Source organism: Macrococcus sp. DPC7161, from assembly GCF_004117835.1.
In the GTDB taxonomy this organism is placed as follows: Bacteria; Bacillota; Bacilli; order Staphylococcales; family Staphylococcaceae; genus SDSC01.
Genome location: NZ_SDSC01000006.1, coordinates 101,213 through 114,138, shown reverse-complemented (window position 1 = coordinate 114,138; position 12,926 = coordinate 101,213). Strand labels below are relative to the sequence as shown.

At 34.9% G+C, this 12,926-nt stretch carries 12 protein-coding genes and 2 rRNA genes; 12 read left to right on the top strand and 2 right to left on the bottom strand.

Annotation, left to right across the window (positions count from 1 at the left end; genetic code table 11):
* Positions 1–124, top strand: a 23S ribosomal RNA gene (locus ER639_RS09315); the annotation flags it as partial.
* A 200-nt stretch (positions 125–324) separates the two neighbouring features.
* A 5S ribosomal RNA gene (gene rrf, locus ER639_RS09310) occupies positions 325–439 on the top strand.
* Between the two features lie 110 nt (positions 440–549).
* Here rrf and pdxR read toward each other — a convergent pair.
* Positions 550–1,884: a MocR-like pyridoxine biosynthesis transcription factor PdxR gene (gene pdxR / locus ER639_RS09305; protein ID WP_129065519.1), complete on the bottom strand. Its 1,335-nt coding sequence runs from the start codon at positions 1,882–1,884 to the stop codon at positions 550–552.
* A 109-nt stretch (positions 1,885–1,993) separates the two neighbouring features.
* Here pdxR and pdxS point away from each other — a divergent pair, with 109 nt between their 5' ends.
* The gene (pdxS, locus tag ER639_RS09300) at positions 1,994–2,881 is read left to right on the top strand and encodes a pyridoxal 5'-phosphate synthase lyase subunit PdxS (protein ID WP_129065518.1); all 888 of its coding nucleotides are present in this window, start codon (positions 1,994–1,996) and stop codon (positions 2,879–2,881) included.
* Position 2,882: 1 nt separating this feature from the next.
* Positions 2,883–3,449, top strand: a complete 567-nt coding sequence (gene pdxT, locus ER639_RS09295) for a pyridoxal 5'-phosphate synthase glutaminase subunit PdxT (protein ID WP_129065517.1) — start codon at positions 2,883–2,885, stop codon at positions 3,447–3,449.
* Positions 3,450–3,495: 46 nt separating this feature from the next.
* Here the strand turns inward: pdxT and ER639_RS09290 are convergent, their stop codons facing one another.
* Entirely contained in the window at positions 3,496–4,704 is a 1,209-nt protein-coding gene (locus tag ER639_RS09290; RefSeq protein ID WP_129065516.1) for a NupC/NupG family nucleoside CNT transporter, read from the bottom strand.
* A gap of 197 nt (positions 4,705–4,901) precedes the next feature.
* Between ER639_RS09290 and ER639_RS09285 the strand changes: the two genes are divergently transcribed.
* The 8 genes from ER639_RS09285 to ispF all read left to right on the top strand — a co-directional run bounded on the left by ER639_RS09285 (position 4,902) and on the right by ispF (position 12,925).
* The gene (locus tag ER639_RS09285) at positions 4,902–5,363 is read left to right on the top strand and encodes a CtsR family transcriptional regulator (protein WP_129065515.1); all 462 of its coding nucleotides are present in this window, start codon (positions 4,902–4,904) and stop codon (positions 5,361–5,363) included.
* 18 nt (positions 5,364–5,381) lie between these two features.
* A complete protein-coding gene (locus ER639_RS09280; protein WP_129065514.1) occupies positions 5,382–5,765 on the top strand; it encodes a UvrB/UvrC motif-containing protein in 384 nt (127 codons plus the stop codon).
* Entirely contained in the window at positions 5,766–6,773 is a 1,008-nt protein-coding gene (locus ER639_RS09275) for a protein arginine kinase (protein ID WP_129065513.1), read from the top strand.
* 7 nt (positions 6,774–6,780) lie between these two features.
* Positions 6,781–9,225, top strand: a complete 2,445-nt coding sequence (locus ER639_RS09270) for an ATP-dependent Clp protease ATP-binding subunit (RefSeq protein ID WP_129065523.1) — start codon at positions 6,781–6,783, stop codon at positions 9,223–9,225.
* 114 nt (positions 9,226–9,339) lie between these two features.
* A complete protein-coding gene (radA, locus tag ER639_RS09265) occupies positions 9,340–10,701 on the top strand; it encodes a DNA repair protein RadA (RefSeq protein WP_129065512.1) in 1,362 nt (453 codons plus the stop codon).
* 22 nt (positions 10,702–10,723) lie between these two features.
* Entirely contained in the window at positions 10,724–11,779 is a 1,056-nt protein-coding gene (locus tag ER639_RS09260; RefSeq protein WP_129065511.1) for a PIN/TRAM domain-containing protein, read from the top strand.
* The gene (gene ispD / locus ER639_RS09255) at positions 11,772–12,458 is read left to right on the top strand and encodes a 2-C-methyl-D-erythritol 4-phosphate cytidylyltransferase (protein WP_129065510.1); all 687 of its coding nucleotides are present in this window, start codon (positions 11,772–11,774) and stop codon (positions 12,456–12,458) included. The genes ER639_RS09260 and ispD overlap by 8 nt, the downstream gene beginning before the upstream one ends.
* A complete protein-coding gene (ispF, locus tag ER639_RS09250) occupies positions 12,446–12,925 on the top strand; it encodes a 2-C-methyl-D-erythritol 2,4-cyclodiphosphate synthase (RefSeq protein ID WP_129065509.1) in 480 nt (159 codons plus the stop codon). The genes ispD and ispF overlap by 13 nt, the downstream gene beginning before the upstream one ends.
* The last annotated feature ends 1 nt before the right edge of the window (position 12,926 follow it).

Here is a 12,926-nt window from a genome sequence, read left to right as displayed (position 1 = left end):
TCAAGATGAGATTTCCCAACTTCGGTTATAAGATCCCTCAAAGATGATGAGGTTAATAGGTTCGAGGTGGAAGTGCAGTAATGTATGGAGCTGACGAATACTAATCGATCGAAGACTTAATCAATTTAAAAGATTTTTTACACGGTAATGTTTGGTTACCTAATTTTCTTACTTATCTAGTTTTGAAAGTATAATATTTAAAAGTGGAAACGAGCGTTATGGCTTGAATCATTTTTGATAAACTGACTGACAGCGCAAGCTGGAATGGAAGTTTAGAAAATGATGAAAGACAGCGAGTTGAAACTGGATATATATTTTCATTTGTCTGGTGACGATGGCAAAGAGGTCACACCTGTTCCCATACCGAACACAGAAGTTAAGCTCTTTAGCGCCGATGGTAGTTGGTCTTACGGCCCGTGAGAGTAGGACGTTGCCGGGCAATATAAAAGAGATCCGAAAGGGTCTCTTTTTTTGTTTATTTATTTGTTTAATTTATTACTGAGTGGGCTGTAAATGTTTATAATAGCCCACTCAGTATTTTATTTTTCACTAAGGTCTTAATTTTGAAATTACTTCATGTATTTGTTCATCTTCAATCCCACCAAATCCAATAATATATTGTTTATTGTATTTTGGATTCTCTCCTTTATAATAATCATTTATCGTATTCATCACTATTGAAGCTGTATTCACTTTTTCATTTGTCTCTAGTACAAAATGCATGCCTGCATCGTTTCCTGTGATTTTGTAGTCATTAAATGTTTTCTGAACTTCTGTTAATACACGTTCTAATTTCTTTTTGTACTCTTTTCTCATACGATTGATATTTCTTTCAAATTCACCATCTTTCATAAATGATGCAATGATATATTGTATATGTCTTGGCACGGTATTATTAGGTTTACTCATTTGTTGATATACTTTTATCAATGATTCAGGGAGTACAAGATACGCACAGCGTATGCTTGGGAATATGGATTTTGAGAAGGTACTCATATATATTACTTTATCGTTACTCATGCCTTGTAAAGCAGATAATGGTCTACCTTTGTATCTAAATTCACTGTCATAATCATCTTCTATAATATAACGTGATGGTGATAATTTTGCCCATTTGATGAGTTCTGTACGTCGTTTAGCACTTAATACGACACCAGTAGGGAATTGATGGCTCGGTGTTACATGAACGATATCTCCATTATCAGGTAAGTTTTGGGCATTAATGCCTTCATGATCAATGTCGATATATTGATATTGTTTATTGTTTTCTAAGAGTACTTTTTGGATTAACGGATATCCCGGGTTTTCTAATATGTAACTGCAATCGCCTAATATTTTTGTGAGTAATGAAAATAATTGTTCAGTTGAACTGCCTATTACAATTTGATGGTTCTCACATTTTACGCCGCGTGAATGATACAAATATCTTCTGATTTCGTTTCTTAATTCAATTTCTCCTTGGACATCTCCTCTTTCAAGTAATTGATGTTGTTCAATTTCGAATGCATCTCTTGCATACTTTCTAAATTTATGGAAAGGAAAAGATTTAATATGGCTATCTTCAATTTTTAGGGATACTTGATTTTGTGATTCTGTTTCTAAATGATGTTCAACTTTGCTTTCAGGTATAATGTTTATCGTTTGAATATCCTCTACAAAGTAACCAACTTTAGGTACAGAATAGATATATCCTTCGTCTTGAAGCTGTTGATATGCAATTTCTATAGTAGTACCACTTAAGTTTAAGTGGGTGCTGAGTTTTCTTTTTGAAGGCAATTTTTCTTGATGTTGTAATTTACCTGTTAATATATCGTGTTTAATGTATTGATAGAGTTGTGTATAGAGATAATCTGATTCGTTAAATTTATATGTGAGCATTTCCATTATTATCTGACCCCTTAAAAATAATAAAAACTGATACTTTTATAATACCAGAATTTATTATACATTGATGTATGTAAATAAAAAATTCAGATTATTTAGAGGTGTATTGATGAGTAAAATTATTGGATCAGATAAAGTAAAACGTGGTATGGCAGAAATGCAAAAAGGCGGCGTTATTATGGACGTTGTTAATGCTGAACAAGCACGTGTTGCAGAAGCTGCTGGTGCTGTTGCAGTTATGGCATTAGAGCGTGTACCAAGTGATATTCGTGCTGCTGGTGGGGTTGCACGTATGGCTGACCCACGTATTGTTGAAGAAGTTATGAATGCTGTTTCAATTCCAGTTATGGCTAAAGGTCGTATCGGTCATATTACTGAAGCTCGTGTATTAGAAGCAATGGGTGTTGACTATATCGATGAGTCAGAAGTATTAACACCAGCAGATGAAGAGTTCCATTTAAAGAAAGATGAATTTACTGTTCCATTCGTATGTGGTTGCCGTGATTTAGGTGAAGCAGCGCGTCGTATTGGTGAAGGTGCTGCAATGTTACGTACTAAAGGTGAACCAGGTACAGGAAATATTGTTGAAGCGGTTCGTCACTTACGTAAAGTGAATGCACAAGTGCGTAAATTATCTGTTATGAGTGATGATGAAATCATGACTGAAGCGAAACTTTTAGGTGCGCCATATGAAGTATTGAAAGAGATTAAAACATTAGGTAAATTACCTGTTGTAAACTTTGCTGCAGGTGGCGTTGCAACACCAGCAGATGCTGCGTTAATGATGGAATTAGGAGCAGACGGTGTATTTGTAGGTTCTGGTATCTTCAAATCAGAAAATCCAGAAAAATTTGCTAAAGCAATCGTTCAAGCAACTACACATTATCAAGATTATAAATTGATTGCTGAATTATCTAAAGAATTAGGTACAGCAATGAAAGGTTTAGATATTAATAAACTTTCTTTAGAAGAAAGAATGCAAGAGCGTGGTTGGTAAGATGAAGATTGGTGTTTTAGCACTTCAAGGAGCGGTTCGCGAACATGCAAGACATATTGAATTATGCGGACATACACCTGTAATTATTAAGCGTATTGAAGAATTAGAGTACATAGATGGCTTAGTGTTACCTGGTGGTGAATCAACAACAATGCGCAGATTGATGGACCTTTATGGTTTTACCGAAGTGTTACGTAAAAGTGACCTACCAATGTATGGTACATGTGCAGGCTTAATTTTACTTGCTGAAAATATCGTCGGTTATGATGAGGGGCATCTTAAGAAAATGAATATTACTGTAGAGCGTAATTCATTTGGCCGACAAGTGGATAGTTTTGAAGCAGATCTAGATGTTTCAGGTATCGAAGACCATGTGAACGCGGTATTCATTCGTGCACCACACATTGTTTCAGTGGCAGATAATGTTGAAGTGTTAAGTAAAGTAGAAGGTAAAATAGTCGCAGTGAAACAAGATAAATATCTTGGCATCTCATTCCACCCTGAGTTAACGGATGATATTAAGATTATGAAATATTTTATTGAAGCAATTGTTCAAGAAAATAAATAATATACAAAAAGGGGTAGAGACATCAAATGATGTCTCTACCTCTTTTTTAGATAAAGAATCCAGCAATTGTTGCTGAAATAAATGAAACTAAAGTTGCACCATATAATAATTTAAGTCCAAAACGTGCAACCACGTCACCTTGTTCATCGCTTAATGATTTAATTGCACCAGCAATGATTCCAATTGATGAGAAGTTTGCAAATGATACTAAGAAAATTGATACGACACCAATTGTATGTTCTGATAATACTTTAGTTGCAGCTATCGTTTTTAAATTCCCCATCGCAACAAATTCGTTAGATACAAGTTTAGTTGCCATTACTGAACCTGCTTTTACTGCTTCATCCCATGGAATACCTACTAAAAATGCTAACGGTGCAAATACATATCCTAATAAATCTTGGAAGTTCATTTTTCCAGGTGTAATACCATCAACCATACCGTTTAACATTGCGATTAATGCAATATAACCAATTAACATTGCGCCAACGATAATCGCTACTTTAAATCCATCTAAAATATATTCCCCAAGCATTTCAAAGAATGATTGCTTTTGTCCTGATTCAATGACAATTTCATCTTCTTCTTCAGTTAATTTATATGGATTAATAATAGAAGCAATAATAAATCCACCAAATAAGTTTAATACAATCGCAGTTACAACATATTTTGGTTCTAATATTGTGAAATAAGAACCGACGATTGAAAATGATACCGTACTCATCGCTGAAGCTGTTAATGTGTATAGACGATGTTTTGGGATATGTGGTAATTGTTTTTTAATAGAAATAAACACTTCTGATTGACCTAAAATTGCTGAAGCGACAGCATTGTAAGATTCTAATTTACCCATACCGTTTACTTTTGATAATGCTAAACCTAAATATTTAATGATGAAAGGTAAAACTTTAATGTACTGTAGAATACCAATTAAAGCTGAAATAAAAGTGATTGGTAATAATACATTTAAGAAGAATGTAAATCCTGCTACACCTTTTGCATCTGTATTCGCAAGACCACCAAATACAAAGTTTACACCCTCTGCAGCATATTTTAATAAATGATCAAATACTTTGGCCATAGCACCTACGACCATAACCCCACCAGTCGTTTTTAATAATAAAAATGCAAATAAAAATTGAATGGCAAACAAGATTCCTATGTACTGCCATCTAATGCCTTTTTTATCTGAACTTACTAGCCATGCGAGCATTATAAAGACGACTAAACCAATAATTCCGATAATAAAATTCATGATATTCTCTCCTTTTATATGTTTTTAAATCTGTAAGCCTTTTCACATTATTTATTTTAATACATATTGTGAAAAAATGATACATTTAATTTTGAAAATATGTTCAATATGTTTGATGAGAGATTCGAACATATTATTTGCACTTCTATATCTCCTTCAATATAATATAGTCAAAGAAGGTCAAAAGAGGTGAAGTTATGCACAATATGTCGGATATTATTGAACAATATTTGAAAGAACTGTTAGAGCAAGCAAGTGGTGATGTGGTTGAAATTAAACGTGCTCATATTGCCGAGAAGTTTGATTGTGTACCTTCTCAGCTGAATTACGTTATTAAGACACGTTTTACGAATGAACACGGCTATCAAATTGAAAGTAAACGAGGCGGTGGAGGTTATATTCGTATCACTAAGATTGAATCAAATGATCAATCTGCATTTATAGAACATTTAAAGGAACTTACAGGACAACAAGTTTCTCAACAAAATGCTGAACGTATTGTAGAAGGATTGTTCCAAAATCAATTAATTACAGAACGTGAAAGAAAGTTAATATTGGTTACATTGCATCGTGATACATTGCGTGTGGATTTACCGTACCGCGACTATATTCGTGCAAACATACTTAAGCAAGTTCTAACGATTATCCAATATGGGTAAAGAATAAAGAGGTGACTTATGAATCAAGAAGAAGAATTCTCAATGCACCAAATTTTAAAGCAATTATTAAATAATGGTGAAATACAAATTACAAACGCACCTGTCAAATGCCCACAATGTGAACTGACGCTTAGAGAAGTGATGCATATTGGTAAGTTTGGTTGTCATCAATGTTATGACACTTTTAAAGAACATGTACCACAAATTGTTTCACGTGTACAAGCTGGAAATGTAACCCACGTTGGGAAACAACCTAAAAAATCACAAGCAAAGATTCTAAAAAAACGTGAAATTGAACGATTAGAACAAGAGTTACAAATACTTGTCGAGCAACAAGCGTTTGAAAAAGCAGTGGTCATAAGAGATCAAATCAAGGCTTTAAAGGAAAGTGAGGCGAATTAAATGTTAGATAAACATCTAGAATCGGTTTTAAGTGACTGGATGCAAACAGAAAATGAAAAACCGGTTATATTAAGTTCAAGAATTCGTCTTGCAAGAAATTTAGAAGGCTTTGTACACCCTTTAATGAGTGATGATCAATCAAGTCTTCAAGTGAGAGAGGCTGTCACTAAAGTGCTAGCGCCTCATTATGAAGGGTTTGTATTAGAAGATTTAAAGGAAACTGAAAAGTATATGCTTGTTGCAAAGCATTTAATGAGTAAAGAATTGTTAAAATCAAATCATGGTGGTTTATTTATAAATGAAGATGAATCTGTAAGTATTATGGTGAATGAGGAAGATCATATCCGAATTCAAGTATTAGGTAAGGATTTATCATTAAATGAACTTTATGAAAAAGCAAGTGAAATTGATGATTTGATAGATGATGCGTTGACGGTTTCGTTTGATGAAAATCTTGGTTACTTGACGACATGTCCAACGAACATTGGAACGGGAATGCGTGCAAGTGTGATGCTACATTTACCTGGATTGTCGATAATGAATCGTATGACGCGAATCGCACAAACGATTAACCGTTTTGGTTACACGATTCGTGGTATTTATGGTGAAGGTACACAAAGTTTAGGACATATCTATCAAGTAAGTAATCAATTGACGCAAGGAAAAACAGAAAAGGTCATTATTGAAGATTTAACGCAAATTGTAGAACAAATCATTGAAGAAGAATTACAAATTAGAAAACGCATGTATAACTATGAACATAGCGAAACGGTTGATCGTATTTATCGAAGTTTAGGGATATTAAAGTATTGTCGAAAAATTTCAGTTGAAGAAGCAAGTTTAAGGCTAAGTGAGTTAAAACTGGGTATTGATATGGGTATTATTGAAGGCATACCATTTCGTTTTAATGAATTGATGGTAGCCATTCAAGCACCGTTTATTATGACTATGCAAGATAAAATGACAATAGATGAAACGAGAGCGCAAATGTTACGCGCTCATATATAGGAGGCATATTATGTTTGGAAGATTAACAGAACGAGCACAACGTGTGTTGGCTCATGCACAAGAAGAAGCTATTCGTTTGAAGCATACAAATATCGGTACAGAACATTTATTACTAGGTTTAGTGAAAGAACCAGAAGGTATCGCTGCAAAAGTATTACAAGCTTTAGATATTACGGAAGAAAAAGTAGTTTATGAAGTAGAACAATTGATTGGTCAAGGTATGGAAATGGGCGGAACAATTCAATATACGCCACGTGCAAAGAAAGTAATTGAACTATCTTTAGATGAAGCGCGTAAATTAAACCATAACTTTGTAGGTACAGAACACATTTTGTTAGGTTTAATTCGTGAAAATGAAGGTGTCGCTGCACGCGTATTAGCAAACTTAGATTTAAATATTACAAAAGCACGTGCACAGGTGGTGAAGCTGTTAGGGACACCTGAAATGGCGAGTAAAAACCCTCAAACTCAAAAAGCACAAGGGACACCAACATTAGATGGATTAGCACGCGATTTAACTGTCATCGCAAAAGATGGCACGTTAGATCCGGTCATCGGTCGAGAAAAGGAAGTCACGCGTATCATTGAAGTGTTAAGCCGTCGTACAAAAAATAATCCGGTACTTATCGGTGAACCTGGTGTAGGTAAAACAGCAATAGTTGAAGGCTTAGCTCAAGCGATTGTGAACAATGAAGTACCAGAAACGTTAAAAGATAAACGTGTGATGAGCTTAGATATGGGAACAGTCGTTGCTGGTACAAAATATCGTGGTGAATTTGAAGAACGTTTGAAAAAAGTAATGGAAGAAATTCATCAAGCAGGGAATATTATTTTATTTATAGATGAATTGCATACATTAATTGGTGCCGGTGGTGCAGAAGGTGCGATTGATGCATCTAATATTTTAAAACCTGCATTAGCACGTGGAGAAATTCAATGTATTGGTGCAACAACTTTAGAAGAATATCGTAAATATATTGAAAAAGATGCGGCATTAGAGCGTCGTTTCCAACCAGTTACAGTTGATGAACCAAATGTTGAAGATGCCATTGAAATCTTAAAAGGCTTACGTGACAGATATGAAGCGCATCATCGTATTAAAATTTCAGACGAGGCATTAGTTGCAGCAGTAAAAATGAGTGATAGATATATTGCTGACCGTTTCTTACCAGATAAAGCAATTGACTTGATTGATGAAGCGGCATCAAAAGTACGTTTACGTAACTATACAACACCACCTAGTTTAAAAGAATTAGAAACAGAAATTGAAAAAGTACGTAACGAAAAAGATGCGGCAGTACATTCTCAAGAATTCGAACAAGCTGCAAGTTTACGTGATAAACAAAAGAAATTAGAACAGCAATTAGAAGAAACACGTAAAGAATGGCAAAAAACACAAGGGCAATCGACAACAAGCGTGACCGCAGATGACATTGCCATTGTTGTGGCCAACTGGACAGGGATTCCAATTAATAAAATTGCTGAAACAGAGTCTCAAAAACTATTAAATTTAGAAAGTATATTACACAATCGTGTTATTGGACAACATGATGCTGTTGAATCGATTTCTAAAGCGGTGAGACGTGCACGTGCAGGATTGAAAGATCCAAAACGTCCAATTGGTAGCTTTATTTTCTTAGGACCTACGGGTGTCGGTAAAACTGAGCTTGCAAGGGCATTGGCTGAAGCGATGTTTGGTGAAGAAGATGCGATGATTCGTGTAGACATGAGTGAATTTATGGAGAAACATAGTGTATCTCGTTTGGTAGGTTCTCCTCCAGGATATGTAGGACATGAAGAGGGCGGACAGTTAACTGAAAAAGTACGTCGCAAACCATATTCAGTCATTTTATTCGACGAAATTGAAAAAGCACATCCAGATGTATTCAATATGTTATTACAAGTTTTAGACGATGGTCGTTTAACGGATTCTAAAGGTAGAACTGTAGACTTTAGAAATACAGTGATTATTATGACAAGTAACGTCGGTGCACAAGAATTAAAAGACAACAAATTTGTTGGATTTGGTGGCAATAGTCAAGCACAAGATTACGAAACAATTCGTAAAACAATGATGGATGAGTTGAAGAAACAATTCCGTCCAGAATTCTTAAACCGTATTGATGATATTATTGTGTTCCACAAGTTAGAAAAAGAACACCTTAAAGAAATTGTAACGTTAATGGTGGAAGGATTATCTAAACGTTTAAAAGAACAAGATATTCATATTGAATTAACTGAAGCGGCAAAAGAAAAAATCGCAGACGAAGGTTATGACCCAGAATATGGTGCAAGACCTTTAACACGTGCAATTCAAAAGCACATCGAAGATAAATTATCAGAAGAATTATTAAAGGGTGAAACATTAGTTGGTCATCAAGTTGAGATTGATTACCAAAATGCTGAATTTATCATTAATAAATCAAAAGAGCGTAATGATACGATAAATTAAATAATATATATGCTACAAAAAGTCTGAGACACTTGTCTCGGACTTTTTATTTAAGTCAAAATTGTGCATGTACATAAAAGAGTATAAAATATATCTATATGAGGAGGGGTTATTGTGGCTAAGGCGAAGAGTACATTTGAATGTATGGCTTGTGGATATCAATCACCTAAATGGATGGGACGTTGTCCGAATTGTGGTGCATGGAACCAGATGGAAGAGGTCATTGAACATAAACAAAAAGGTCCAAAAAATGCGATTGTTTCTAATGAAACGACAACAAAAGTAGAGAAGTTAAAGGATATTACGAAAGAAAGTATTCCTCGTGTACAGACTCATTTGAAAGAATTGGATCGTGTATTAGGTGGCGGTATTGTTCCTGGATCATTAGTGTTAATAGGCGGAGATCCGGGTATAGGTAAGTCTACTTTACTCTTACAAACTTGCGCATTACTCTCTCAGCAGCATAGTGTGTTGTATATTTCAGGAGAGGAATCTGTAAGTCAAACGAAATTAAGAGCGGATCGATTAAGTGAAGATGCAGGTGAGTTGAGTGTCTATGCAGAAACAAACTTACAAGTTATTCATGAAACGGTTAAGAAAATACAACCTAAATTTTTAGTCATCGATTCTATTCAAACGATATTTCATCCAGAAGTAACGAGCGCGCCCGGCAGTGTATCACAAGTGCGTGAATGTACGGGTGAAATCATGCGTATGGCAAAGTCTATGAATATCGCTACATTTATTGTTGGACATGTGACGAAAGAAGGCCAAATAGCAGGTCCAAGACTACTAGAACATATGGTGGATACGGTACTTTATTTTGAAGGAGATACTCATCATAGTTATCGTATTTTACGTGCAGTCAAAAACCGTTTTGGCTCTACAAATGAAATGGGTATCTTTGAGATGCGTAACACAGGTCTTGTAGAAGTGTTGAATCCTTCAGAAATGTTTTTAGAAGAACGAACGAAAAATGTTGCAGGATCAACAATTGTAGCTACGATGGAAGGAACGCGTCCTTTGTTAGTTGAAGTACAAGCATTAGTTACCCCGACATCGTTTCATAATCCGAGACGCATGGCGACTGGGATTGACCATAATCGATTAACGTTACTTATGGCCGTATTAGAGAAAAAGCAAGGTTACTTGTTACAGCAACAAGATGCCTATATAAAAGTTGCTGGTGGTGTAAAATTAATTGAACCAGCCGTGGATTTAAGTGTTATCATTAGTGTTGCATCAAGTTTTAATAATAAGCCTACACGAGGTGATGATTGCTTTATCGGTGAAGTTGGATTGACCGGAGAAGTAAGACGTGTTGCAAGAATTGAGCAACGTGTTTATGAAGCTCAAAAATTAGGTTTCAAACGTGTCATTATCCCTAAAAATAATTTAGGTGGTTGGGAATATCCAGAAGGTATCGAAGTAATCGGTGTGAGTTCTATTCATGAAGCTTTAAAATTAGCATTTTAATAAAGATAAGAAAGGAGCATTTATGCTTAAACGGTTAATCACCTTAGTATTTATTGTATGTGGCGCTTCACTTGGGATATTTTTTATTCCAGAAATTTTTAAAGTATTTAACTTAAATGCCCACCCCCTACTTTTAAATCCATATGTAGATGGATTAATTGGTGTTATTGTCTTTTTTCTATTATTTTATTGGTTAATTGATCGCGTAGTAGGATGGATCATTTTAGGCGAGAAAAAATTATTAAGTAAGAATTTTATGGAATTGATTTTTGCAACATTTGGGATGTTAATTGGATTAATTATCGCGTCACTTATCAGTGTTATCTTTAGTTTAATGGGATTTACATTGTTAAAAAATATCGTCCCAGCAGTGCTTGCTGTCGTATTTGGATATTTAGGGTTCCAAGTTGGTTATAAAAAGAAAGATGAAATCGTGAGTTTCTTGCCAGAGCGTTTTTCAAATCAAAAGAAAAAGGTATCGACGACATACAAATTATTAGATACGTCGGCAATTATTGATGGTAGAATACTATCTGTTGTACAATGCGGCTTTATTGATGGTGCAATACTAGTACCACAAGCCGTTATTGATGAGTTGCAATTGATTGCTGATTCTACTGATGGTTTCAAGCGAGATAAAGGGCAACGTGGTTTAGATATATTGAGTGATTTGCAGAATGCGAGTGAAAGTGTTCAAATTCATCCAGGTATTAAAGGGATGAAGGCAGTCGATCAATTACTTGTTAAAATGGCACTTGAAATGGATGCTAAAGTAATTACGACGGATTATAACTTAAATAAAGTTTGCCAAGTTCAAGGTATCGAAGTCTTAAATGTGAATGATTTATCTGAAGCAATTAAACCGGTCGTTACACAAGGTGATCAATTTGATTTAGTTGTTACAAAGTCAGGTAAAGAAGAAAATCAAGGTGTAGGTTATTTAGAAGATGGCACAATGGTTGTTGTCGATCAAGGTAAACAATACATTAACCAAGAAATCCAAGTAGAAGTTGAATCTGTATTACAAACGTCTTCAGGACGTATTATATTTACAAAGCGAGTGAAAAAACATGTTTGATTGCGTAATTCCAGCAGCTGGCCAAGGTAAACGCATGGAATGTGCGGGTAATAAAATTTTATTAGAAATTAATGAAAAACCAATATTAGAATACACAATTGAAGTGTTTGAAGAAAATAAATTGTGTAGAAATATTTATATTGCTGCACATAAAGATGATATTGAAGAAATTACAGAAATGACAAAAAAATATACAAAAGTAAGACCTATCATTGAAGGTGGTAGTGAGCGTCAATACAGTATTTATAATGCATTGAAGCAGATAAAGCATTGCAATATTGTGATGGTACATGATGCGGCAAGACCATTTATCACACAAGATACAATTAATCGATTATATGAAGCGGCGATGAAAGAACATGCAGCAATCGCTGCTGTAAAGGTGAAAGATACGATTAAAGCAGTTGAAGGTGATATTGTATTAGGTACCATGAAGCGTGAAAGTTTATACGCTGTGCAAACACCACAAGCATTTAAGTACAGTTTATTGATGGAAGCTTATGAATCAGCAATGAATGAAAAATTTTTAGGAACAGATGATGCATCTTTAGTTGAACGTATTAATAAACATGTCCATATTGTGTTAAGTGATTACGATAATATTAAGCTGACAACCCCAGAAGATATGTACTTTGCTGAAGCCATCTTAAAGAAAAGAGGGATTATATGTTTAGGATAGGATATGGATATGACGTGCATCAATTGGTTGAAGGCAGACCTTTAATCATTGGTGGTATCGAACTTGAACATGACAAAGGATTACTAGGACATAGCGATGCGGATGTGTTGTTACATGCGATTACAGATGCAATATTAGGTGCCGTTGCACTTGGAGATATCGGTAAATTCTTTCCTGACGATGACCCTAAATATAAAGGTGCGGATTCAAAAGTATTGTTAAAGGAAAGTTACGATCACGTCATCAAAATGGGATACAAAATCGGAAATATTGATGCGACAATCATTGCTGAAAAACCGAAATTTAGACCGCATATCGATGCAATGCGTGAAGCAATTGCGAATGTTTTAAATATAGAAGTGAACCAAGTTAATGTAAAAGCAACGACGAATGAGAAAATGGGTTATTTAGGTCGTCAAGAAGGTATTTGTGCACAAGCTGTTGTATTGTTAATGAATGAAAAGTAAA

Coding starts and splice junctions, on each gene's coding strand:
- pdxR (WP_129065519.1), bottom strand. CDS start 1,884: ATGGAAATGCTCACATATAAATTTAACGAATCAGATTATCTCTATACA.
- pdxS (WP_129065518.1), top strand. CDS start 1,994: ATGAGTAAAATTATTGGATCAGATAAAGTAAAACGTGGTATGGCAGAA.
- pdxT (WP_129065517.1), top strand. CDS start 2,883: ATGAAGATTGGTGTTTTAGCACTTCAAGGAGCGGTTCGCGAACATGCA.
- ER639_RS09290 (WP_129065516.1), bottom strand. CDS start 4,704: ATGAATTTTATTATCGGAATTATTGGTTTAGTCGTCTTTATAATGCTC.
- ER639_RS09285 (WP_129065515.1), top strand. CDS start 4,902: ATGCACAATATGTCGGATATTATTGAACAATATTTGAAAGAACTGTTA.
- ER639_RS09280 (WP_129065514.1), top strand. CDS start 5,382: ATGAATCAAGAAGAAGAATTCTCAATGCACCAAATTTTAAAGCAATTA.
- ER639_RS09275 (WP_129065513.1), top strand. CDS start 5,766: ATGTTAGATAAACATCTAGAATCGGTTTTAAGTGACTGGATGCAAACA.
- ER639_RS09260 (WP_129065511.1), top strand. CDS start 10,724: ATGCTTAAACGGTTAATCACCTTAGTATTTATTGTATGTGGCGCTTCA.
- ispD (WP_129065510.1), top strand. CDS start 11,772: ATGTTTGATTGCGTAATTCCAGCAGCTGGCCAAGGTAAACGCATGGAA.
- ispF (WP_129065509.1), top strand. CDS start 12,446: ATGTTTAGGATAGGATATGGATATGACGTGCATCAATTGGTTGAAGGC.